Source organism: Bradyrhizobium sp. SZCCHNGR1005, from assembly GCF_032489995.1.
Lineage (GTDB): Bacteria > Pseudomonadota > Alphaproteobacteria > Rhizobiales > Xanthobacteraceae > Bradyrhizobium.
This window is the reverse complement of sequence record NZ_JAUEZC010000009.1, coordinates 119,464-140,965: the sequence shown is the minus strand read 5'-3', so window position 1 is coordinate 140,965 and position 21,502 is coordinate 119,464. Positions and strand designations below refer to the sequence as shown.

The window sequence follows — 21,502 nt, the reverse complement described above, 5'->3', positions numbered from 1 at the left end:
TTCCCATTTGCCGGAAAAACGCCCTCCTGAACCAGGTTCACGAAAGCAACAGTCCGGGCCGGAAACGCTGGAGCACCTATGTCGTCCTATTCTGAAGATCTCCATTCCGCAGCACTGGCGTACCATCGGCTGCCTCGCCCGGGCAAGCTGGAGATCCAGGCCTCCAAGCCGCTTGCGAACCAGCGCGACCTGGCGCTGGCCTATACGCCGGGCGTGGCCGCGGCCTGCACCGAGATCGCCAACAATCCGGCGGAGGCGGCCACGCTGACCACCCGCGCCAACCTGGTCGCGGTGGTCTCCAACGGCACCGCGGTGCTCGGCCTCGGCAATATCGGCCCGCTGGCCTCCAAGCCGGTGATGGAAGGCAAGGCGGTGCTGTTCAAGAAATTCGCCGGCATCGACGTGTTCGACATCGAGATCAATGCCGACACCATCGATCGCGTGGTCGAGACGGTGGCGGCGCTGGAGCCGACCTTCGGCGGCATCAATCTGGAGGACATCAAGGGCCCGGAATGCTTCGAGATCGAGGCGCGCCTGAAGGAGCGCATGAAGATCCCGGTCTTTCATGACGACCAGCACGGCACCGCGATCATCGTGGGCGCGGCGATCAAGAACGCGCTCTCGCTCGCCGGCAAGAAGCTCTCGGAGGTCAAGATCGTCACCTCGGGCGCGGGTGCTGCCGCGATCGCCTGTCTCAATCTCCTGGTCTCGATGGGCGCGCAGCGCAAGAACATCTGGGTCACCGACATCGACGGCGTCGTGCATGAGGGCCGCAACACGCTGATGGACCCCTGGAAGGCGGTCTACGCGCAGAAGACCGACAAGCGCACGCTCAGCGAAGTGATCGGCGGCGCCGACATCTTCCTCGGCGTCTCCGCCGGCGGCGTTCTGAAGCCTGACATGGTCAAGCAGATGGCCGACAAGCCGCTGGTGATGGCGCTCGCCAATCCGAACCCCGAGATCATGCCGGAGGAGGCACGCGCCGCGCGGCCAGACGCGATGATCTGCACCGGGCGTTCCGACTTCCCGAACCAGGTCAACAACGTCCTCTGCTTTCCCTTCATCTTCCGCGGCGCGCTCGATGTTGGCGCCACCGCGATCAACGAGGCGATGAAGCAGGCCGCGGTGGACGCGATTGCCCAGCTCGCGCAGGACCCGCCGTCGGATGCCGTCTCGCGCGGCTTCGACAACGGGGAGACGCAAGGGTTTGGCCCGGGCTCGCTGATCCCGTCGCCGTTCGATCCGCGCCTCATCCTGCGCATCGCTCCTGCCGTCGCGAAAGCCGCGATGGACTCGGGCGTCGCCACCCGGCCGATCAAGAATTTCGACGAATACACCGCGCTGCTCGAGCGCTTTGCCTTCCGCTCCGGCCTGATCATGAAGCCGGTCTTCGCCAAGGCGAAGACCCAGCCGGTGCGGGTGATTTACGCCGAGGGCGAGGACGAGCGCGTGCTGCGGGCGACGCAGGTCGTGCTCGAGGAGAAGCTGGCGCGGCCGATCCTGGTCGGACGCCCCTCGGTGGTCGAGGCGCGCATCAACCGTTTCGGCCTGTCGATCAAGGCGGGCAAGGATTTCGATCTCATCAATCCTGAGGATGATCCGCGCTATCGCTCCTATGTGCAGACCTATATCGACGTCGCCGGCCGTCGCGGCGTGACGCCGGACGCGGCGCGCACGGTGGTGCGCACCAACGCGACCGTGATCGCGGCGCTTGCGGTGATCCGGGGCGAGGCGGACGCGATGATCTGCGGCGTCGAGGGCCGCTATATGAGCCATCTGCGTCATGTGCGCGAGATCATCGGCTTCATGCCGGGGGTGAGCGATTTCGCGGCGCTGGCTTTGACCATCACCAGCAAGGGCGCCTATTTCATCGCCGACACCCAGGTGCGGCCGAACCCGACCGCCGAGGAACTGGCGGAAATGGCTTCGCTCGCGGCCAATCACGTCACGCGCTTCAACATCAAGCCGAAGATCGCCTTCGTGTCGCATTCCGATTTCGGCGGCTACGACACCGAATCATCGCGCAAGATGCGGCAGGCGACCGCGCTCTTGAAACAGCATCGGCCAGACCTGGAGGCGGACGGCGAGATGCAGGGCGACACTGCGCTGTCGGCGACGGCGCGCAAGCTGATCCTGCCGCATTCCGATCTCGACGGCGTGGCGAATGTGCTGATCATGCCGAACCTGGATGCCGCCAACGTCGCCTATCAGATGATCAAGGTGCTCGCGGACGCGGTTCCAGTCGGCCCGATCCTGATCGGCCCGGCGCGGCCGGCGCATATTCTGACGCCGTCGGTGACCGCGCGCGGCATCCTCAACATGACGGCGGTGGCGGCCGTCGAGGCTCAGGAGCGGGCCGGGCGGGCGCAGCCGACGCTGTTTGCGTGATTTGACCGGCGTGTGGCGGAATTCGTCCGAGTTCGGCCGTATTCCGCCCGCGATTTGATTGTTTGAAAGGATCGAGGAGAAGCTCCATACTTTCGCCGGTTCCCCGCCAAACAAGCTCACTGTGAGGCCAAGCATGCCAGCATTCATTACGTTCGGGCGCGTTCTGTTCGCCGTGCTGTTTATCTACACGGGCGCGACCAAGCTGTTCGGCATTCAGGCGACGGCCGATTTCATCGCCAGCAAGGTGACGCTCCCGGAGATCGTGGCGCCCTACACCGCACAGCTCGAGGCGATGACCAAGATGCCGACGGCGCAGATGCTGGCGATCGGGGTCGGCGTGTTCGAGATCGTCGCGGGGCTGATGATCGCGATCAATTTCCTGCCGCGGCTGTTCTCGCTGCTGATGATCATCTTCGTGGGCGCGACGATCTATTACTTCCACGATTTCTGGAACCAGACGCCGCCCGACAACGCGAAAACCCTGATCGACGCGCTGAAGAATCTTTCGATCATCGGCGCACTCTTCATGATCTTCGGCTATGGCCGCGGACCGGCAAAGCCGGCCGAGACGGCCTATGGAGACATTTGACGCGTAGGCTCCTCTTCAAGGCCGTCACGGCCATGGCCTAGCGGCGGCGCTCCCAGGCGGTGACTTCGACATCGAAGGCCGGGTCGAGCATCGTGGTCGTGCCGGGTTGCAGGCCATGGTCCGCCAGCACCCGCTGCGGCGACCACTCGGCAGTCACCTCGGGGAAGCAGGGCTCGCCGCCCGGCAGGCGCACATGCGGGGCCTGCGAGAGATAAAAGGTGTCGTAGCGGTCCAGGAACATGGCGAACACGCCGGGGCCGCCGATGATCGCCACCGTGCCGCTCTCGATGCCGGCGGCCGCACAAGCGCCTTCGAACGAAGCGCCGGCGGGGTTCCACAAGGTCGCCTTGGGATTGGCGGGATCCGTCGCCAGCGCTTTGACGCCGCGGGTCAGGACGATACGTTTGCGCTTCGGCGAGTTCGGCTGGTCTTCGTAGGAGTTGCGGCCGTGCACGATCAGATCGGCACGGTCGAGGGCGGCGGAGAAGAACTTGGCATCGCCCTCGAACTTCAAAGCGTCGGGCATGACATTGCGGGCGTCCGCAAGCATGCCTTCGGCCGAGACGATGACATAGCCCTCGATCCGGAGCGCAGCCACGAGCGATGCAACGCGACCGCGTTATTCCGAGACCGTGGTCACGACGCTCGACACCGGACGCTGGCTCACCGTCGGCAGCTTCGCATCCTTCAGCAGTTCCTCGTCATACTGCGGCAGCGACTGCACCGGTGCCTTGGCGCGCATCGCGACGACCTTGTAGCCTTCAGCCTTGAGCCGGCGCAGCAACTCGGGAAGCGCTTCGGCTGTGTGCTTGTGGAAGTCGTGCATCAGGATGATGCCCTTGCCGAGCTTGTCTAGCTTCTTGAAGGTGACGTCGATGACCTGCTGGGCGTTGCGCGCCTTGAAGTCGAAGGAATCGAGGTCGCAGGAGAAAATGCCGATGTTGCGGGTGCCGAGGTAGGTCACGATCTCCGGCGGGTGCTGCAGGGCCGGGAAACGGAAGAACGGCGCTGGCGAAACACCGCCAAGGGCCCATTTCACCGCGCTGATGCCCTTCTCGATTTCCTCCTTGCGCTGGTCCTCCGTCAGCTTCTTGTTGGTGAGCGTTGCATGCGACCAAGTGTGGGTGCCGATCGTATGCCCGGCATTGTACACTTGCTTGAGGATCTCCGGATAATAGGTCGCGTGCTTGCCGATCGAGAAGAAGATGCCGGTCGTGCACTGATCAGCCAGCGCCTTCAGGACAGCGGGGGTGTTCTCCGGCCACGGACCGTCGTCGAAGGTGAGCACCACCTCGTGGTCGCGGAGGAAATCCAGTTCCTTGAAGTGCTCGAAGCCGAAGCCGGGCCCCCCGGTGGTATCGATCTCGACCGTGCGGCCGACGCCCAGCGCATCCGGATTCATGCAAGGCGGACGGGGCGGCTGTTGTTGCGCAGCGGGCTGCGCTGCTGGCGCTGCAGGAGCGGGGGCAGCTGCAGCTGTCCTCTGCGCCTGGGCCCATGCCGTTCCAGAGGCAAGCATCGACACTGCCAAGGAACCTGCGACGATCAGTCCTGCTGCAACACGCATTTTGTTCCCTCGAATTGTCCGCGCTGCACGGTACCCGTGCCGGGGTTTCATCCAGGCCCCATCCGGTTGAGGATATTAGCCCAGACCTTCGAGCGGCGGCAAAGGAAACGATCAGCGAAACACGCCCAAATTGCCGTCATCCGCAGCATTCTTCGGAAGTGTGGTTTATGGCCCCCGGTAAAATAAATGTGCGTTGGTTCCAACCGATCAGCTCTTCGAGGGCGAACACCAGGGCAGCTGGAGCAGGGGCAGGTAGTAGCCGCGCCATTCGCAGACAGATTCAGGACCGGTCCGCCTGGTCGCATATTTCACCGGCTCGGCCTGTCCGATCACGATGTGAAGTGCGACCAGCGTATAGCCGATCGCTGTGGCGAAGCGGTACCGGCCGAGGTCCGTCAGGCGGTCGAGCAGGAGCGCGCCGGCGAGGACGATCAAGGGGTCGGTGAAAATAAAATATTCCGTTTTCAGGCCGCGGCGGACGCCGAGCGTGTCGATCGCGACGGCAGCGAGCAAGAGCAGGAGCGCTTGCAGCGCCACGAGGCGCTCGCCGCGGCGCCATGCCGCCACGAGACCTGGGACGATCAGCCAGGTCAGGAACACGGTCGGCCGAGCCGAGGAATGGAGCACAAAAGTATAGCGCGCCAGCACTGATCCCAGGCCTTGCAGCAGCAACAACAATGCGGCGCCTGGGCTCGAGGCGTGCGCAGCGTCGGAGGTGCTGGCGTCGGCGAAGCTCAACATCTTCTCCAGCGGATTGAGGACGGCAACGACATTTCCGCTGTCATAGTCCCGGTCGAGCAACAGCAGTGCCAGCGCCGCCCCGGCGACCACGGCTGCGATCGCCGCCGTGGTCTCAGCGGCGCTGGTGCGCCAGATCCGGGCGTAGATGATTATGCAACTCAGAACGAAAAGCAAAAGCGCAGCTTGATAGTAACCGAAGCCGTTGAACAGGATGGGACGAAGCTGCGTGGCGTCGAGCAGGGCGCGATCGAATCCGACGACGAGCAGCGGCCAAGCCATCCAGGTTGCGACTGCGGCGGCGATCGTTGCCGCGATGACGGCGATCCATCCGGAGTTGCGGTTCCAGAATTGGGCGCTGCCGCCGGCGCCACTGCCGAACGGCAGGATCAGAACGGGGAGGGCGCCGATCAACAGGATGGCCTGTACCTTGTTCTCGAGCCCGATCACGCACAAAGCCGATGCGAGCGCCAAGGCCAGCGGGCGCGCGGTGCAGCCGCGGCGGCTCACCACGATGAGGATCATCAACGCTGATATCACGGGCATGGCCGCGATCAGTTCGCTGCGGAGGATACGCGAATGCACCGCGATCCCGCCGGAGAGCGCGAAAGCCATGGTGGCGAGCAGCGCCACCCGCCAATCCCGGACGATGCGGCGAATGAGGAATGCGAAGACCACCACGCAGCCGAGCGCAATCAGAAGTGCAAACATTCGGCCGGCACGAACGGCGTGCGTCATCGCGGCGTCAAATGCTGCCGCATCGGACGCGGGTGGAATGGCGGATAAGGTCCAGGCATCGAGCAGGCCAGTCGCGTGCAGAAGTCGAAACCAGGACTTCACGCCGATAATGGTGAGGTAGGCCGGGTGATCGAAAAACGCCTGCGGCTTGCCATCGTTCATGACCAGCGCGTTGTAGATCACCATGAAGTCCATATCCGCGTTGCGGAAGTAGACGACGGCAAATCCGAATAGGAGGAAGGAGAGTACGAGGCCGCCCAGAATGGCGGCCAAGCCCCCGCGCCAGCCGAGCGACGTCAGGCGGTCGAGTGCGTTTTGCGCGCCGTCAGATTGCGGCGTGCCCAGGCGAGCAGGGGCGGCGAGCTCGGTCATGCCGCGCACTTAACCCAGCTGGCTCACGTCAGGAAAGGACAAAGGCGGTCAGCGCAACGAGAGGATAAATTCGGTGCCCTCTCCTGTCTCGCCCTGGTTGATGCCCTGGTCGGACACGATCAGCGAGCTGCCGTTCGACAGCGCTGCGCCGAGCCAGGCCAGGACGTCAGCGGGAATGGCGATGCGGTCGAGAGCCTCGGCCGGGCTGTCCGGCTGCGAGGCGTCTTTGGCTTCGAGCGGTATTTCGCCGCGCTTCTTGCCGTGGCGCGTCTGCCCGCCATCGTCATTGCGCGCCATACTGCGCGGAGAGACCGGAAGCGACACCACCGACCAATGCATGACGTCGGCGTCAGCCTTGTCGGTCGAGGCCGTGAACACGTGAGTGCCAAGCGGCCGATCACTTGGCGCGATCGTGACCTCAACCTTGAATACCGGCGAAAAATTCTGCCGGACGTAGAGCTTGGAATCTTTCCGGCTGATGAAGATTGCAATCGCGCTGTTGCGCTTCAACTCGGGCTTGACCGGGAGCGGCTTGTCGCCTTCGGACACCCGGGTCTGATCCTTGTCGGCTGGCTTCGCTGGGCTGTCCGCGGTCGTCCCGGCGGGCTCGGTGGATTTATCGATTGGTTGGGCTTCGGGCTGTCCGCCAGAGACCGCCTGCTGTACAGCACTTGTCGTCGGGTCTTTCGTCGCGGCCGCATCAGCAGGCTTCTCGGCAGTCTGGCCGACGGCCTCGGGATCATCGCGTTTGGCCGTCTCGTTGACCAGCCTGTTCTCCTGCACCGTACCGGTCTGCGCCATCGTGGCGACACCCGGCTTGGTCGGGATGTCTCCCGTTCCTGCGTCGATTCCGCTCGGCGACGTTTGAGCGGCGGCGGGCGCGGCGCTTGTCCGCCGGCTCGGGGCGTCGAGCGCAGCCTCGCCTGCCGTCGTGCTCGTCACGGAAGCCGGATGCGGCGTGACTTGCACGGCGGGGACGTCGGTCACGGTGGCTGGCGTGTTCAAACTGCCCGCATCAGCCGTGCGGGTCTGCCCGCGCAGCAGCACTGCTGCGTCCGTGGATTTGGCGCCATTATCATGACCGATCGTGGAGCGCAGATCGATGTCACTGCCCACGGTCACGGGCGGGCTCAGGGCGGCGCCCTTGTCGGCTTTCGGAGCGGCCGGAGCATTGGTGTCCGGCTGAGCCGACGCGCTTGGCTGCGGCGCTTTCAACGCTGCGAGCAGCGGATGGGTGAAATTCGACGGCTCGACCTCACCGGAGGTCACCAACACCCGGGCGCCGATTCTGGTCCAGCCGTACATCTTCACGGCGAAGGCTGGAGGCATGCGGATGCAGCCATGGGAGGCCGGGTATCCCGGCAACACGCCGGCGTGCAGCGCGACACCCGACCACGTGATGCGCTGCATGAAGGGCATCGGCGCGCCGCTATAGATATTGGACCGATGGTATTTCTGCTTCTGGATGATACTGAATACCCCAGTCGGGGTGGGGTGACCTTTCATGCCGGTGGAGACCGGTGCCTCGGCGAACAGCCCGTTGCTGTCGTAGATTTTGACCTGCTGCTTGTTGATCGAGATCGCGACGATGAGGGGACCTTGCGGCTTGGCTGCATCCTTCTCTACGACCGCGGGCTTGGCCTGATGGTGGCGCGCTCTGACCGGCGACCGGTGAATGATCAGCGGCGCCGGGCGGTAGAAACTGGAATCGGAATCCGTCCAGTAGGAAAAACCCGCAGCGTCGGCCTGTGAGCTGGCAGTGATCGCAACTGATGCTGAAATCACTGCAGCACAATAAAACCTGCGCCTGATGGCCGAACGAACGCAGAGCATTCTCACGGATCCTCAACAACCATATGGTGTCTTAGTGTCGCGGACGGGAGTCCACGTTCACCAGCTTGGGGCTTCTACCCTCTGCGATTCGGCGTCAGCGTAGCAAAAAAGCCTCACATCACGTTAAACGAGCTCGCGATCAGGCGCTGTCGGATCCCTTCCTCACAGCCTTTTGTGTTCCTACATGGGCGGAAGTCGGGTGGCGCCTTGGCGTCGCCTAAAATGGGAGATTAAGATGACGTTTGGCTCCGTCGATCTGCGTAATCGGGGACTGAAAAGCCTCACTTTGCTGCTGCTTGTGGGACTATTCTCACCCATCCTATCCGCCTCGGCAGCCGACGAGCCCGATCTCATCTTCCGTCGCTCCACCGTCTTCAAGCTGCTCAGCCCCAACGACAAGCTCGCGACCTATGGGGTCGACGATCCGGAGGTGGACGGCGTGGCCTGTCACTTTACCGTGCCGGAAAAGGGCGGTTATACGGGCTGGCTCGGGCTGGCCGAGCAGGTGTCAGACATTTCATTGGCTTGCCGGCAGATTGGCCCAATCAAGTTCAAGCGCAAGCTTGAGCAGGCCGATGATATGTTCCGTCAGCGCCGCTCGCTCTTCTTTAAAAAGATGCAGATCGTTCGCGGCTGCGACGCCAAGCGCAACACGCTGGTCTATATGGTCTACTCGGACAAGCTGATCGAGGGATCGCCGAAGAACTCCACGTCCACTGTACCGATCATGCCCTGGGGCAATGCCGATAACGGCGTGGTTCAGAAGTGTGGCGACTATATTCAATAAGAGAGCATTCAATGAGAGGGCGCGGATGCTTCGCAATGGAGCGGGGCTCGGCGGACTGAGTTCCGAGGTTAAGATCCGGGCGTAAGCATTTGAAAGCTCAAGGACCTGGGTTTGTTTCGTCGGAAGCTTGGGGATGAAACAATTCTGTCGGGGATGAAACCATTTTCCGCTTGTCGCGCAGAACTGACGAAACCCGCGACGGTTATCCACCTCAGTGGTGATACCCGGTTGAGGGCAGAGGGAGGCGGTCGGACGGTCAGATCAGCCCACTTGCCATCGCATGTCGCCCCTGAAAGAACCTGAGGAACAACGGCTCACCATGCTGCTCCGTCTTGGTCTTGCGGCCCTCGCCGTCTGCTTCAGCCTTCAGCCTTCGGTCCACGCGCGTCCGAGCGCGAAACTGCCGGATCCCCCGGGAGATTTCGTGCGCCAATGTGCGCCGCACATGCTGGGCCGGTGGGCGCACCCGGAGGAAGTGTGTTCGTGTCTTCACGACCACGCTGCAGCCCTCGTTGAGGACAACGACCTGCGCGAAGCCTTGTTGCGCGGCATCAGCGAAACCGGTGTTCCGACTATCGAGACCGATTGGGTCCCCCCGGCGAAGCGATCGGAAATCGGGCCAACCTTTACCAAGATCGCCAAGCCCGTTCTTCAGTGCATGTTCGATCCTGCCAAATAGCCGCGATCGCTGCTGCGCGCGGAGCGAGGCAATCTGGCGAGGCTATCTCTTGGGTCCGAAACGCGGGATGCACTGCCTCGCTCGTTCGACACCGGCCGACGTCATCTTGGCGCCGGACACCTCTTTGACCTGACCCGCCGGGCAAGTTCCGTCATCGACCATCACGCGTTGTCCGAGTCGGAGATCGGTGATGTCCTGCTCGCGGCCGATATATTGGGCTTTGGCGGGTGCGATGAGGATCACCGCAAGTATCAGGCCCCCGATCAGCCGGGACGACGGCCGACCGTGGCGAATCGTTGATAGTTCCGCGCCCATTACTTGCTCTCGATCTTCTGCCATTGGCCCCGCCATCTGATCTACGACAGCCGACCGCTTCGAGGCTAAATCGAGACATAGCCCAGTACGCCGATCATCCGACGGAATATTGCGTTTGACGGACATCCCGAAGGACGACCGCATGCGCCAATGTAGGGGGACATCTGCGATTCTGAAAGCGCGCCCAAAAAGCGTGCCATCGGATGCAAAACTGTGATTTGATCGCTCTGAGTAACGGGAATGTTTAATGCGATGATCACAAAAGATATTGCGCACCGCATCGTCGATGCGGTCGACGAGAGCTTTGACCGACAATTGGCGACGACCCGCGACTTCGTCGCGATCCCTTCCACGCGCGGTGCGGAAGGGCCTTGCCAGGACATGATTGGCGATCTGTTGCGCGAGCGCGGCTACGAGGTCGACGATTGGCACATCGACCTCGACGAGTTGAAGGATTTGCGCGGCTACGGTCCGGTCGAGACCGATTTCTCCAAGGCCCGCACCGTGGTCGGAACCTATCGTCCGTCCAGTAGCGCCGGCAAATCGCTCATTCTCCAGGGGCATTGCGACGTGGTGCCCGCCGGCCCGCTCGAGATGTGGGAGACCCCGCCGTTCTCCCCGGTGGTCAAGGACGGCAAGATGTACGGGCGCGGTGCCTGTGACATGAAGTCCGGCACCATCGGTGCGCTCTATGCGTTGGACGCAATCAAGTCCGCGGGGCTGAAGCCGACGGGACGAATTCATTTCCAGTCGGTGATCGAGGAGGAAAGCACGGGGATCGGTGCGCTCTCCACCTTGCACCGGGGTTATCGGGCCGACGCCTGCTTCATTCCCGAGCCGACCGACTGCAAAATGGTGCGTTCCCAGGTCGGCGTGATCTGGTTTCGCCTAAAGGTTCGCGGCTTCCCGGTCCATGTCTTCGAGGCCGGATCCGGCGCCAACGCGATCACGGCGGCCTACCACCTGATCCAGGCACTCGAGCAACTCGAGGCCGAATGGAACGGCCGCGCCCAGAGCGATCAGTACTTCAAGACGCTCCAGCACCCGATCAACTTCAATCCCGGCATCATCAAGGGCGGGGATTGGGCCTCCAGCGTGCCCGCCTGGTGCGACGTCGACTGTCGCATCGCCATCCTGCCGGGGTGGTCAGTGTCTGAATGTCAGAACGAGATTCTGGCCTGCGTTGCGGCGGCCGCGCGTCATCATCGCTTCCTCTCCAACAATCCGCCGGTCGTGGAATGGTCGGGCTTCCTCTCGGAGGGCTACGAACTCACTGGCGCGGCGGAGCCGGAGGCTGCCTTCGGCCGCGCCTACGATGCCGTGTTCGGCGGTGACGTGGAGGATCTCGTCTTCACTGCGCTGACCGACACGCGGTTCTATGGACTGAACTACGACATCCCGAGCCTTTGCTTCGGTGCGAGCGGTGCCGCCATGCACGGCTTCAACGAATTCGTCGACCTCGAATCGCTGCGCAAATCGACCAAGGCGACTGCGCTCTTCGTCGCCGAATGGTGCGGCGTGGAAAATGCCGGCTAGGAACGAGCCGTCCCGGGCAATGACCTCGCACGTCGTTGCCTGGGCCCACGGCGTAGGCCAATCTCCGCAGCGTCCTCCGCTCAGCGGGGGATGGGGGGAGGGCATGACGCCTCTTGAAACATGACGCCTCTTGAAAAGATCAACGCGCTCAAAATGCCCTTTGCGGAACTGAAGGGTGTCACGTTTACCGAGGCCCATCCGGATCGGGTCGTCGCTCGCATGTTGGTGCGTTCCGATCTCTGCACGCTGAACCACACGATCCACGGCGGCGCCGTGATGGCACTGGCTGATTCGGTCGGTGCAGCCGCGACCGTCGTCAATTTGCCGGAAGACGCCAAGGGCACGACCACGATCGAGAGCAAGACCAACTTCATCGGCGGCGCCAAGGAAGGCGCGACCGTGATCGCAACAGCCAGCCCCATTCATCGAGGGCGCCGTACCCAGGTGTGGCAGACTCGGATCGAGACGGACGACGGTAGGCTGGTCGCTGTCGTGACGCAGACTCAGCTCGTGCTTTGAGGAACTCCGCCGAGATCACGGGCGGCCAAGCGATGTCGCATGGGTTTCATGATCTTTCAGTAGATTTTCGGGCTTGAAATACATGTTGCGATGCACAATATAGCGTCTGTCTAGGGATCGACGCCTCCTCGAGGGTTGCCAAGAGGAGATTTTGCTTTGCCACAGGTAGATGTTTTCCGTCCGCGGCCGGGCTTCGGCTATGTGCGGACGCTCAGCCAGCACGAAGAGCTGCCGCTGCTGCGTGACCATCTGCTGCGACTCGATCCGGAAAGCCGTCACGATCGATTCAACGGCTTCCTGGATGACAGTTTCATTGAGCGCTATGCCGCGAAATGTGCTGCGGACGGGACGGTCATCGTTGCGTACATGGAGAATGGGGTCGTGCGCGGCGCCGCCGAGCTGCATCCGCCGGAGCAGTCCGAGGATGGCCTGCCGGAGGTCGCTTTCAGCGTGGAGGCTTGCGTGCGTCGGCGCGGCGTCGGCAGCCTGTTATTTCAAAGGGTGATTTCGGAAGCGCGCTGGAAGGGATATGGCAAGCTGCGGGTTACCACCGGTGCGCAGAACCATGCCATGCGCGCCCTCGCTGCGAAGTACGGTGCGCACCTGGTGTTCAGCCACGGCGAATCGACCGGTACGATCGATCTCGCTCAACAGCCGCAGGACGAATTGGCAAAGCTCGTGATCGAGACTCCGATCGCTGCGGCGCGTGCCATCTACAACTTGAATCGGGCTTGCTGGAAGCTGGTGACGCGCATGTACGGCACCAAACACGCCGCCTGAGCCCGGCAACATTCGACGACTATAAAGAACAGCGCGTGGCGGTCGATCGCCACGCGCTGTTTCGTCGAGGAAGGGGCGCTTGGGCTGGAGCGTGCCATGCGCTCGCTTGCGGCGAAGCCTTACCGGAAAGGCGTGGCCTCAGGTGCCCGTGCGCTTGTCGATGCTGAAGCGCCGGACAGTGCGGCGTTCGACCACCACGGCGCGCTGCTGCGTGCCTTGGTCCGCGGTGATGAAGCGGGTTGCCGTCCGGGCGGCGACTCGGCTGGCCTTCTTCACTTCCGGCAGCACCTGCTCAAGCGGAAGGCCCATCAGCGCCGACGCGATCTCAGCCTGAGCCTGCACATCGTCGGTGATGCCGGATGCAGCGAAAATCGCCTCTTCGAGGGTCGGCGGGTCACGCCGGACGCGCCGGGGGCCATATTTGGTATTCCAGTCTTCGCTCATTGGGGCCTCGTGAATGATCCGGGATACCTAGAAGGGCGAATGTTGCATTGCAATATAAAATCGACGCGGCAAGCCTGTTATGCGTTCACCACGTCGCGATTTCCGACTTCTGTGCCCTGCATGTGGGTGTGCTGCGGCCAGCGGCGCAAGGCGGCGCGGCCGGATTCCGTCAACGCGTAGACGCCGCGCTCGGTACGGTCGAACCAGCCATAGACATTGCGCAACAAAATTTTGGCTGCATCCGGAATCTCCGGACGGAGATCACGCACGCGCAGCGGTCCGGCCGCCAGCGCCGACGCACAGGCCAGCGCCTGCTGACGATAGGCCGTCATGATCGGGGCGCGGGTCGAACCACCCAGCACCGGATCGCCCTTGCGGCGCTGATGCTCCGCGACCAGGCGCGAACGCTTCTTGGGGGTACGGCGCGGTGCGCTGGTCGGCGGAGACACGAGGACTTCGACATCGTCTCCGGCCGTCACCCCGAGCATGCCGAAACCAAGCCTGCGGCAGAGATTGCGATAGCGTGCATCGCTCTCGCGGCCCTTGCCGCGGGTCGACAACCTCGCCGCAACCCAGACCTCGTCACAGGCGCCGGCCCGGTCGACGGCCTGCAGCAGCAGTTCCAGATTGAAGGCTTGCTTGAGTTCGCAGATCACCACGATCGGCGGCTCGTCGCCCTTCAGCGCAACCACGTCACAGCCGCCAATCTCTCCCTTGACGGAGAGGCCAAGGGTCTCGAGGAAGCGTTTTACGGGCAGGTACAGCGCGGTTTCCAAGGCCGATCCAGAGCAAGCGAATCAGGACGGCCAAATCTAGCCTCATGTCCCGACCCAGGGCAGATCAAAAATGGCAGATCAAAAATGCCAGACCAAAATCAGCGCGCGGCCGGCGATTTCTTGGCCGGAGCGGGCAGGGGAGGTGTCGGCTCTGGCTAGACGCGACCTGCGACCGGGATCAACGCACCGGTGACGCCGCTTGCCGCCTCGCTCGCCAGAAACAGGATGACTTCGGCGATCTCCGGCGGCGTCACCCATTTATCGAATTCTGCCTTGGGCATCGCCGCGCGGTTGGCGGCCGTATCGATTGTCGAAGGCAGCACCGCATTGACCGTGATCTTGCCTTTCCACTCGGCAGCCAGCGCCTCCGTCAGGCGGTGGACGCCGGACTTTGACGCGGCATAGGGGCCCATGCCTGCGCCGGCCTGCAGCGCGCCCATCGCACCGATATTGACGATGCGGCCTGTCTTCGATCGAACAAGATGCGGAATTGCGGCGCGCGAGGCATGGAGCGCGGTCAGCACGTTGAGCGCATGCATTTTCTGCCAGGCGGCGTCGTCGCCATCGGCGACCGTCTCGAATGCGAAGGCGCCGGCGATGTTGATCAGTGCGTCGAGCGATCCGAAATGTGCGGCGACGGAGTCGAGCGCCGTTTTGGCTTGCTCAGCGTCGGAGAGGTCGACGCCGCCGAGTTCGATGCGGTCATCGCTCGCCGGAATTTCGGCTTGAGCGTGATCGATCCCTGCCACGCGAGCACCCCGGGCCAACGCGAGTTCAGCGACGCTCCTGCCGAGCGCGCCCAGTGCTCCCGTAATGACGACGACCGTTCCGTTCATTGCCCATCAATCCCAACTCACGCCGATCGGCGCCATAGTCCTAATATCGGCAAGGTCCTAATATCGGCAAGCGCGCCATGACTTGCAATGGTCGCGGCTTCACGGCACAGCTTGTACTCGCGATGGCGATGGCGGTCGGAGACGCAGATGACGGACGCACCAATCCGCAATCCCGATCTTGATCCGGTCAGATTTGAGCATCCACTCAAGCACCTATCCGAAAGCCTCAAGCGGCGGCGCAAAACGAGAATTGTGGCGCTCGGTTCATCGTCGACCGCGGGCGCAAATGGGATCTTGGCTTTTCCCGCCCGGCTCGAATGGCTGCTGCGGCAGAACAACTATGGGCGCATGATCGATGTCGTCAATCGCGGCATTGGCGGGCAGGAGGCTCCGGAAGAGTTGTCGCGCTTCGAATGCGACGTGCTTGCCGAGCAGCCGGCGCTGGTGATCTGGCAGGTCGGGACCAATGCGGTCTATCGGAGCATCAGCTACAATCCGGCTGCCGTGGAGGCCGCGATTGCGGTCGGGCTTGATTTGTTGGCCGAACAGCCAGTGGATGTCGTGGTCATGGACCTGCAATACACGGCGGCATTGGTGAATCTCGCAGAGAAGCTCGCAATCGCCGAGGATATTGAGCAAAGGATCGAGAAGGTCTGTGCCGCGGCCAAGGTGAATTTGTTCAAGCGTTGGGCGCTGATGAAGCGTTGGTGCACCGAAGCGCAGATTCCGCTTGCCGCGATGGATGACGGTGGTGATGACCATCTTCATATGAGCGAGTGGGCCACCGCATACACCACCGAGGCGCTCGGGCGCTCGATCATGTCCGCCGTGAATCCGGAAGTATAATTGCTAAAATTTGCCGTACTTTCGTAAGCGGATCGCGACGGACCGCAGATTAGCTTCAGCGCCTGTAATTGAGGGGTGTTGGAGCATTGCCATGATGAGACATCTGCCGGACCATGGTTTGCCGCTGGTGCAGCTCAAGGAGCAGCGGCGCGATCTCGTCGTCGCCTTGCAGAACCGCACCGGTCCGGTCAGCGGCTGGGAATTGATGCAGATCGCCGCCGTTCAGCAGGCCATTTCGGCGTTCGAAGAAGTAATCGCCGATCTGGACGCGATGGAAGCGGCAGAGACGGAGTCGAACGAGGCTGCCTGATCCCGGCAGGGCGGGCGGTTCGTAGAATGACTGAGCGGGAGCGTCTGCCGGCGCGCCGCATTTCAGACTGCATCCGTAAGCTGAAGATCGCCTTGCGATTGAAGCCGTCAAATGAAAAGGGCCGGAACGATGTCGTTCGACCCTTCAGTATCTGCACCAATCCGCGATGGCCCTTTCACCTCTCGACGGCATCAGCGGTCCCACGCCGGCTTGGCTTCTTGGATCGCCTCGTCGTGATACCAGCTGCCCGAATAGATTGTCGGTTGTCCGGTTTGAGCGGCTGGCTGCGCGATTGACTTGGGCGAAGTGTTGGGCGAACTCTGACCTTCGCCATAGGATCGGCCGCCAAGAGCGGCGCGGCCTCCACGCGGGAATTGGTAGATCCTGGCGGATCCCTTCGTGTCGGGGGCTGAGTTCATTGTCGTTCTCCCTTCCATCGGAACACAACCTGATGGTGCGCCCGACTCGTTCTCTTGGGGGTACTGGGTCGATATCGGTCCTGCCTTCAGAAATGCAATCTGATCAAAACAAAATCAGCCGTTGCGTAATTTGAAGGCAGTTTTGGCTTTGCTTTCCCTAAGGCAGCGGGCAACTGACTAACGCTTGAGCCGGATCGAAGGTTGCTGGCCGGACGCCGCGGCTTTCCGAAAATTTCCATCAGCTGCCAATGCCGTGATCGTCAGGCTTGTGGCGCTGCGGCAAATGCCCCTGAATCAAGCGGGATTCCGTCATGAAACCTTCGCGACGCCGCGTGCGCCGTCTCATGTCCTGCGCTGGTTTGCCGCACCAAGCCGCGGAGTGATCGCAAGGCTGAGCTGAAGGGGCTGTCTTCAGCCGACTGCGGCGGGACGTCGCGGGTTGGCATGCTCCATGCTTAAGACTGCGCTGGCCGATCGTGGCCGGGTAAGCGGGGTGCGCTCGATACAGCGCCCCCACCTTTCGATTAGACAGAGAGGCTCAATGACAAAGTACAAGCTCGAGTACATCTGGCTCGACGGATACAAGCCGGTGCCGAATTTGCGCGGCAAGACTCAGATTAAGGAATTTTCGTCCTTTCCGACCCTGGAACAGCTGCCTCTTTGGGGCTTTGACGGCTCGTCGACGATGCAGGCCGAAGGCCATAGCTCCGACTGCGTGCTGAAGCCCGTGGCCGTGTTCCCGGATGCCGCTCGCACGAATGGCGTGCTCGTCATGTGCGAAGTGATGATGCCGGATGGCGTGACCCCGCATCCGTCGAACTCGCGTGCGACGATTTTGGACGATCCTGACGCGTGGTTCGGCTTCGAGCAGGAGTACTTCTTCTATAAGGACGGCCGTCCGCTCGGCTTCCCGGAGTACGGTTATCCGGCCCCGCAGGGCCCGTATTACACCGGCGTCGGCTACAAGTTCGTCGGCGACATCGCCCGCAAGATGGTCGAAGAGCATCTCGACCTCTGCCTCGCGGCCGGCATCAATCACGAAGGCATCAATGCCGAGGTGGCGAAGGGCCAGTGGGAATTCCAGATCTTCGGCAAGGGCTCGCGCACCGCGGCTGACCAGATGTGGATTGCCCGCTACCTGATGCTGCGTCTGGCAGAGAAGTACGGCGTCGACATCGAATTCCACTGCAAGCCGCTCGGCGACACCGACTGGAACGGCTCGGGCATGCACTGCAACTTCTCGACCAAGCACATGCGCGAAGTCGGCGGCAAGGACTACTTCGAGAAGCTGATGGACGCTTTCAAGGAGGCCCGCGCCGACCACATCGCCGTGTATGGTCCGGACAACCACATGCGCCTGACCGGCAAGCACGAGACCGCCTCGATCGATACCTTCAGCTGGGGTGTTGCCGACCGCGGCGCGTCGATCCGCGTGCCGCATTCCTTCGTCAACAACGGCTACAAGGGCTATCTGGAAGACCGCCGTCCGAACTCGCAAGGCGACCCCTACCAGATCGCGTCTCAGGTGCTGAAGACGATCTCCTCCGTTCCGACCGGCGCGAAAGCGGCGGCGTAAGTTCGACGTTACGACCCCCGGGGCAGGGGGCTCACTGCGATGATCCGCCAGAGCTGATCGCTCTGGCGGATCATTCGCTTTGGGACTTGAGACAGAGCGTTGGTCCGGCATCGTCCAGCTCTCGATGCTACGATGGCGCTTGAATTTACCGGCGCGCCGCCGCACCCTTGTCGCATGCCAAAGCTGCTTCCCGTCCTCGGCCTTGCTCTGCTGGCGCTCGCATCCGGACCGTCCGGCGCACATGCGCAATCCGCCGATCTCGTCCTGTGCGATCGCATCGCGGCCGATCCTTCCGACCCGGACAAGCCGTCGGACATCAAAGGCGTGACCGAAATTGCGCCCGCAGATATTCCGACCGCGATCAGGTTCTGCAAACAGGCCGCCAGCGCCGCCCGTCGTGCGCTGTTCGAGCTCGGTCGCGCCTACGCCGCCAACAAGCAGATGGCGGAGGCAATTGCGGCTTGGCGCAGGGCTGCCGATAAAGGTTCGACCTCAGCCATGGTGGAGCTCGGCGTTCTGTATGCAACCGGCGCCGGCATGACCAAGGACGAGGCGCAGGCCCGGAAGCTGTTCGAACGTGCGGCCGAGGCCGGCAATCCGCGCGGAGTCAGCAACCTCGCGGCGCTCGGCGGGAGCGGCACCTCGTCCGCCGATCCGGCCCGTGCGCGCGACCTTCTCGCCAAGGCTGCCGAGACCAACCCGGAGGCCCAGTACCAGCTTGGTCTGATGCTTGCGGAAGGCAAGGGCGGTCCGCAGGATGACGTCGCGGCGCGCGCGATGTTCGAGAAGGCGGCAGGACAAAATCATCCGGGTGCACTGGAGCGAATGGGGGCCTTCGCCGAGCAGGGACGTGGCGGCACAAAGGATCGCGACCTCGCCAAGAGCTATTACCAGCGTGCGGCCGACCTTGGCGATCAGGATGCCAAAAAGGCGTTGAAGCGCCTGGAATGTCCATTCGTCTTGAAGGACAAGCGCGGCAATCTCGTCAGCAATCTGTGTTTCTGACGAAGGACGCATGTCCGGTCTTCGTGGATCGTCTGACGGTCGAGAGGGGGCCCCGCAACCTTGATCGAGCGCAAGCACGGGTTCAATCTGGGACGGTAATAACGTCCTGCGTCGCGGACCCACGACCGATCTTCGGGTGGCGTGTCCCGGTGGGCGGGGAAATGGAGTTCGACATGAAATGGCGTGGTTTGGTTGCAGTGCTGCTGGTCGCGTGTGGCGCAATCCCGCTTGCAGTTGCGCAATCGGGGCTCGATGCACCCGGTAACGACCGCAATACACCGCGGCTCGGTGACATCATGACTCGCATTCAGGTCCGGCACGCCAAATTGTGGTTTGCTGGCCAGGCGCAGAACTGGGAGCTCGCCGCCTATGAGCTGGGCCAGCTGCGGACCGGGCTGGCCGATGCGGCCGTGCTCTACACGGGCATTCCGGTCGACAACGTCACCACCATGATGGGGCCGATCCAGTCGATCTCCGGAGCGATCGATGCAAAGGACGGAAAGAGCTTTGTCAAGGCGATGAATACGCTGACGGACGGCTGCAACGCTTGTCACGGTACCATCGGACGGAGCTTCATCCTGATCCGCCTTCCGACTGAAAATCCGTTCAGCAACCAGATATTCCGGTTGCCGGGCGGCAAAAAATAGCCCGCTCGGTTCACCGCAGGTGATCGGCCGGCGAGCGGAGAAGAGCCCGTCCGGACCGAGCCGAGGCTCCGGCCCGAGGCCTGTATTTTTCGAAATTGCGCCTTCCAACGCGGTGCAGCATGAACTAAGAGCGGCGGCAACACGTCCACGCTCCGAGCCCGCATGATCCGCCTCGACAACGTCAGCAAGCAGGTCGGCCACCAGATCCTCTTCATCGAAGCCTCCGCCGCCCTGCAAAGGGGCGAGAAGATCGGCTTGGTCGGACCGAACGGTGCGGGCAAGACCACATTGTTCCGCATGATCGCGGGCCAGGAGCATCCCGACGAGGGGCAGGTCGCGGTCGATCGCGGCATCTCCATCGGCTATTTCAGCCAGGACGTCGGCGAGATGTCCGGCCGCAGCGCGGTGGCCGAGGTGATGGATGGTGTGGGTCCGGTCTCCGCGGTGGCGAGCGAGCTGAAGCAGCTCGAAGCGGCGATGGCAGATCCCGACCGCGCCGCAGACATGGACGAGATCATCGCCCGCTATGGCGAGGTGCTGGCGCGGTTCGAGGAACTCGATGGCTATGCGCTGGAGAGCCGCGCGCGCGAGGCGCTGGCCGGCCTCGGCTTTTCCGAGGAGATGATGGACAAGGACGTCGGCGTCCTGTCCGGCGGCTGGAAGATGCGGGTGGCGCTGGCGCGCATTCTCCTGATGCGTCCCGATGTGATGCTGCTCGACGAGCCGAGCAACCATCTCGATCTCGAAAGCCTGATCTGGCTCGAGCACTTTCTCAAGGGTTATGAAGGCGCGCTGCTGATGACCTCGCACGATCGCGAGTTCATCAACCGTATCATCGACAAGGTGGTCGAGATCGATGCCGGCCAGCTCACCTCCTATTCGGGCAATTACGAGTTCTACGAGCAGCAGCGCGCGCTGAACGAGAAGCAGCAGCAGGCGCAGTACGAGCGTCAGCAGGCGATGCTCGCCAAGGAGATCAAGTTCATCGAGCGCTTCAAGGCGCGGGCCTCGCATGCCGCCCAGGTGCAGAGCCGCGTCAAGAAGCTCGACAAGATCGAGCGGGTCGAGCCGCCGAAGCGCCGCCAGACGGTGGCATTCGAATTCCAGCCGGCGCCACGCTCGGGCGAGGACGTGGCCGCGCTCAAGAACGTGCACAAGCGCTACGGCAGCCGGCGGATCTATGAGGGGCTCGACTTCATGATCCGCCGCAAGGAGCGCTGGTGCGTGATGGGCGTCAACGGCGCCGGCAAGTCGACGCTGCTGAAGCTCATCGCCGGCGCGGCGGAGCCCGATGACGGTGCGGTGACGATCGGCGGCAGCGTCAAGATGGGCTACTTCGCACAGCACGCGATGGATCTGCTCGAGGGCGACCGCACCGTGTTCCAGTCGCTGGAGGATGCCTTTCCGCAGGCGGGGCAGGGCTCGCTGCGCGCGCTCGCCGGCTGCTTCGGCTTCTCCGGCGACGACGTCGAGAAGAAATGCCGGGTGCTGTCGGGCGGCGAGAAGGCGCGGCTGGTGATGGCAAAGATGCTCTACGACCCGCCGAACTTCCTGGTCCTGGACGAGCCGACCAACCACCTGGACATGGCGACCAAGGAGATGCTGATCACAGCGCTGGCCGAGTTCGAAGGCACCATGCTGTTCGTCTCCCACGACCGGCATTTTCTCGCCGCGCTGTCGAACCGCGTGCTCGAGCTGACGCCCGAGGGCATCCACCAATATGGCGGTGGCTACACCGAATATGTCGCGCGGAGCGGCCAAGAGGCGCCGGGCTTGCGGAGCTGATGCGCGAGAACGCTTAG

General features: G+C 62.9%; 22 protein-coding genes. 13 read left to right on the top strand and 9 right to left on the bottom strand.

All coding sequences use genetic code 11. From position 1 onward, the window contains the following. Positions 1–78: 78 nt before the first annotated feature. Together QXZ85_RS29165 and QXZ85_RS29160 are read left to right on the top strand one after the other, a co-directional pair. Entirely contained in the window at positions 79–2,388 is a 2,310-nt protein-coding gene (locus tag QXZ85_RS29165; RefSeq protein ID WP_315703560.1) for an NADP-dependent malic enzyme, read from the top strand. Positions 2,389–2,521: 133 nt separating this feature from the next. After that, complete coding sequence (locus tag QXZ85_RS29160) at positions 2,522–2,977, top strand: DoxX family protein (protein WP_315703561.1); 456 nt, start codon at positions 2,522–2,524, stop codon at positions 2,975–2,977. Positions 2,978–3,014: 37 nt separating this feature from the next. Here the strand turns inward: QXZ85_RS29160 and QXZ85_RS29155 are convergent, their stop codons facing one another. The 4 genes from QXZ85_RS29155 to QXZ85_RS29140 all read right to left on the bottom strand — a co-directional run bounded on the left by QXZ85_RS29155 (position 3,015) and on the right by QXZ85_RS29140 (position 8,225). After that, positions 3,015–3,575: a dihydrofolate reductase family protein gene (locus QXZ85_RS29155; protein WP_315747810.1), complete on the bottom strand. Its 561-nt coding sequence runs from the start codon at positions 3,573–3,575 to the stop codon at positions 3,015–3,017. A 21-nt stretch (positions 3,576–3,596) separates the two neighbouring features. Next, positions 3,597–4,544 carry a polysaccharide deacetylase family protein gene (locus QXZ85_RS29150; RefSeq protein WP_315703563.1) on the bottom strand — a complete coding sequence of 316 codons (948 nt, stop codon included), beginning with the start codon at positions 4,542–4,544 and terminating at the stop codon, positions 3,597–3,599. Between the two features lie 207 nt (positions 4,545–4,751). Next, entirely contained in the window at positions 4,752–6,392 is a 1,641-nt protein-coding gene (locus tag QXZ85_RS29145; RefSeq protein WP_315765579.1) for a hypothetical protein, read from the bottom strand. 48 nt (positions 6,393–6,440) lie between these two features. Then, entirely contained in the window at positions 6,441–8,225 is a 1,785-nt protein-coding gene (locus QXZ85_RS29140; RefSeq protein WP_315768865.1) for a L,D-transpeptidase family protein, read from the bottom strand. Between the two features lie 235 nt (positions 8,226–8,460). Here QXZ85_RS29140 and QXZ85_RS29135 point away from each other — a divergent pair, with 235 nt between their 5' ends. Next, a complete protein-coding gene (locus tag QXZ85_RS29135) occupies positions 8,461–9,012 on the top strand; it encodes a CreA family protein (protein WP_315703566.1) in 552 nt (183 codons plus the stop codon). 319 nt (positions 9,013–9,331) lie between these two features. Then, positions 9,332–9,691 carry a hypothetical protein gene (locus QXZ85_RS29130; RefSeq protein ID WP_315703567.1) on the top strand — a complete coding sequence of 120 codons (360 nt, stop codon included), beginning with the start codon at positions 9,332–9,334 and terminating at the stop codon, positions 9,689–9,691. A gap of 42 nt (positions 9,692–9,733) precedes the next feature. Here the strand turns inward: QXZ85_RS29130 and QXZ85_RS29125 are convergent, their stop codons facing one another. Beyond that, positions 9,734–10,006 (bottom strand): DUF6719 family protein, encoded by a 273-nt coding sequence (locus QXZ85_RS29125; RefSeq protein WP_315729504.1) that lies wholly within the window; start codon positions 10,004–10,006, stop codon positions 9,734–9,736. A gap of 252 nt (positions 10,007–10,258) precedes the next feature. Here QXZ85_RS29125 and QXZ85_RS29120 point away from each other — a divergent pair, with 252 nt between their 5' ends. The 3 genes from QXZ85_RS29120 to QXZ85_RS29110 all read left to right on the top strand — a co-directional run bounded on the left by QXZ85_RS29120 (position 10,259) and on the right by QXZ85_RS29110 (position 12,841). Next, positions 10,259–11,542: an ArgE/DapE family deacylase gene (locus tag QXZ85_RS29120; RefSeq protein WP_315703569.1), complete on the top strand. Its 1,284-nt coding sequence runs from the start codon at positions 10,259–10,261 to the stop codon at positions 11,540–11,542. A gap of 120 nt (positions 11,543–11,662) precedes the next feature. Next, positions 11,663–12,061 (top strand): PaaI family thioesterase, encoded by a 399-nt coding sequence (locus QXZ85_RS29115; protein ID WP_315703570.1) that lies wholly within the window; start codon positions 11,663–11,665, stop codon positions 12,059–12,061. 135 nt (positions 12,062–12,196) lie between these two features. After that, the gene (locus tag QXZ85_RS29110) at positions 12,197–12,841 is read left to right on the top strand and encodes an N-acetyltransferase family protein (protein ID WP_410051380.1); all 645 of its coding nucleotides are present in this window, start codon (positions 12,197–12,199) and stop codon (positions 12,839–12,841) included. A 138-nt stretch (positions 12,842–12,979) separates the two neighbouring features. On the opposite strand, the gene QXZ85_RS29105 is transcribed toward QXZ85_RS29110, so the two are convergent. From QXZ85_RS29105 to QXZ85_RS29095, 3 genes are all read right to left on the bottom strand, one after another. Next, positions 12,980–13,285 (bottom strand): hypothetical protein, encoded by a 306-nt coding sequence (locus tag QXZ85_RS29105; protein WP_315703571.1) that lies wholly within the window; start codon positions 13,283–13,285, stop codon positions 12,980–12,982. 77 nt (positions 13,286–13,362) lie between these two features. After that, positions 13,363–14,061 (bottom strand): DUF2161 domain-containing phosphodiesterase, encoded by a 699-nt coding sequence (locus tag QXZ85_RS29100; protein ID WP_315743389.1) that lies wholly within the window; start codon positions 14,059–14,061, stop codon positions 13,363–13,365. A gap of 155 nt (positions 14,062–14,216) precedes the next feature. Continuing rightward, positions 14,217–14,897 (bottom strand): SDR family oxidoreductase, encoded by a 681-nt coding sequence (locus QXZ85_RS29095; RefSeq protein WP_315703573.1) that lies wholly within the window; start codon positions 14,895–14,897, stop codon positions 14,217–14,219. 147 nt (positions 14,898–15,044) lie between these two features. Between QXZ85_RS29095 and QXZ85_RS29090 the strand changes: the two genes are divergently transcribed. Together QXZ85_RS29090 and QXZ85_RS29085 are read left to right on the top strand one after the other, a co-directional pair. Next, positions 15,045–15,743 (top strand): SGNH/GDSL hydrolase family protein, encoded by a 699-nt coding sequence (locus QXZ85_RS29090; RefSeq protein ID WP_315743390.1) that lies wholly within the window; start codon positions 15,045–15,047, stop codon positions 15,741–15,743. 91 nt (positions 15,744–15,834) lie between these two features. Continuing rightward, positions 15,835–16,053 (top strand): hypothetical protein, encoded by a 219-nt coding sequence (locus QXZ85_RS29085; protein WP_315703575.1) that lies wholly within the window; start codon positions 15,835–15,837, stop codon positions 16,051–16,053. 191 nt (positions 16,054–16,244) lie between these two features. Here the strand turns inward: QXZ85_RS29085 and QXZ85_RS29080 are convergent, their stop codons facing one another. Then, a complete protein-coding gene (locus QXZ85_RS29080; protein WP_315743391.1) occupies positions 16,245–16,472 on the bottom strand; it encodes a DUF2735 domain-containing protein in 228 nt (75 codons plus the stop codon). Positions 16,473–17,013: 541 nt separating this feature from the next. Here QXZ85_RS29080 and QXZ85_RS29075 point away from each other — a divergent pair. The 4 genes from QXZ85_RS29075 (at position 17,014) to QXZ85_RS29060 (ending at position 21,485) form a co-directional block, all read left to right on the top strand. Continuing rightward, complete coding sequence (locus tag QXZ85_RS29075; protein WP_315703577.1) at positions 17,014–18,048, top strand: glutamine synthetase beta-grasp domain-containing protein; 1,035 nt, start codon at positions 17,014–17,016, stop codon at positions 18,046–18,048. Between the two features lie 174 nt (positions 18,049–18,222). Continuing rightward, on the top strand, positions 18,223–19,053 hold the full coding sequence (locus QXZ85_RS29070; RefSeq protein ID WP_315704265.1) for a tetratricopeptide repeat protein: 831 nt from the start codon (positions 18,223–18,225) through the stop codon (positions 19,051–19,053). After that, positions 18,996–19,700, top strand: a complete 705-nt coding sequence (locus tag QXZ85_RS29065) for a hypothetical protein (RefSeq protein ID WP_315729506.1) — start codon at positions 18,996–18,998, stop codon at positions 19,698–19,700. Before QXZ85_RS29070 ends, QXZ85_RS29065 begins: the two co-directional genes overlap by 58 nt. A gap of 162 nt (positions 19,701–19,862) precedes the next feature. Continuing rightward, complete coding sequence (locus QXZ85_RS29060; RefSeq protein WP_315703580.1) at positions 19,863–21,485, top strand: ABC-F family ATP-binding cassette domain-containing protein; 1,623 nt, start codon at positions 19,863–19,865, stop codon at positions 21,483–21,485. Positions 21,486–21,502: the final 17 nt, after the last annotated feature.

Excerpts from the sequence above, each read along its gene's own strand:
- QXZ85_RS29165 (WP_315703560.1), top strand. The coding sequence starts at position 79 with ATGTCGTCCTATTCTGAAGATCTCCATTCCGCAGCACTGGCGTACCAT.
- QXZ85_RS29160 (WP_315703561.1), top strand. The coding sequence starts at position 2,522 with ATGCCAGCATTCATTACGTTCGGGCGCGTTCTGTTCGCCGTGCTGTTT.
- QXZ85_RS29150 (WP_315703563.1), bottom strand. The coding sequence starts at position 4,544 with ATGCGTGTTGCAGCAGGACTGATCGTCGCAGGTTCCTTGGCAGTGTCG.
- QXZ85_RS29145 (WP_315765579.1), bottom strand. The coding sequence starts at position 6,392 with ATGACCGAGCTCGCCGCCCCTGCTCGCCTGGGCACGCCGCAATCTGAC.
- QXZ85_RS29140 (WP_315768865.1), bottom strand. The coding sequence starts at position 8,225 with ATGCTCTGCGTTCGTTCGGCCATCAGGCGCAGGTTTTATTGTGCTGCA.
- QXZ85_RS29135 (WP_315703566.1), top strand. The coding sequence starts at position 8,461 with ATGACGTTTGGCTCCGTCGATCTGCGTAATCGGGGACTGAAAAGCCTC.
- QXZ85_RS29130 (WP_315703567.1), top strand. The coding sequence starts at position 9,332 with ATGCTGCTCCGTCTTGGTCTTGCGGCCCTCGCCGTCTGCTTCAGCCTT.
- QXZ85_RS29125 (WP_315729504.1), bottom strand. The coding sequence starts at position 10,006 with ATGGGCGCGGAACTATCAACGATTCGCCACGGTCGGCCGTCGTCCCGG.
- QXZ85_RS29120 (WP_315703569.1), top strand. The coding sequence starts at position 10,259 with ATGATCACAAAAGATATTGCGCACCGCATCGTCGATGCGGTCGACGAG.
- QXZ85_RS29115 (WP_315703570.1), top strand. The coding sequence starts at position 11,663 with ATGACGCCTCTTGAAAAGATCAACGCGCTCAAAATGCCCTTTGCGGAA.
- QXZ85_RS29105 (WP_315703571.1), bottom strand. The coding sequence starts at position 13,285 with ATGAGCGAAGACTGGAATACCAAATATGGCCCCCGGCGCGTCCGGCGT.
- QXZ85_RS29095 (WP_315703573.1), bottom strand. The coding sequence starts at position 14,897 with ATGAACGGAACGGTCGTCGTCATTACGGGAGCACTGGGCGCGCTCGGC.
- QXZ85_RS29090 (WP_315743390.1), top strand. The coding sequence starts at position 15,045 with ATGACGGACGCACCAATCCGCAATCCCGATCTTGATCCGGTCAGATTT.
- QXZ85_RS29085 (WP_315703575.1), top strand. The coding sequence starts at position 15,835 with ATGATGAGACATCTGCCGGACCATGGTTTGCCGCTGGTGCAGCTCAAG.
- QXZ85_RS29080 (WP_315743391.1), bottom strand. The coding sequence starts at position 16,472 with ATGAACTCAGCCCCCGACACGAAGGGATCCGCCAGGATCTACCAATTC.
- QXZ85_RS29075 (WP_315703577.1), top strand. The coding sequence starts at position 17,014 with ATGACAAAGTACAAGCTCGAGTACATCTGGCTCGACGGATACAAGCCG.
- QXZ85_RS29070 (WP_315704265.1), top strand. The coding sequence starts at position 18,223 with ATGCCAAAGCTGCTTCCCGTCCTCGGCCTTGCTCTGCTGGCGCTCGCA.
- QXZ85_RS29065 (WP_315729506.1), top strand. The coding sequence starts at position 18,996 with ATGTCCATTCGTCTTGAAGGACAAGCGCGGCAATCTCGTCAGCAATCT.
- QXZ85_RS29060 (WP_315703580.1), top strand. The coding sequence starts at position 19,863 with ATGATCCGCCTCGACAACGTCAGCAAGCAGGTCGGCCACCAGATCCTC.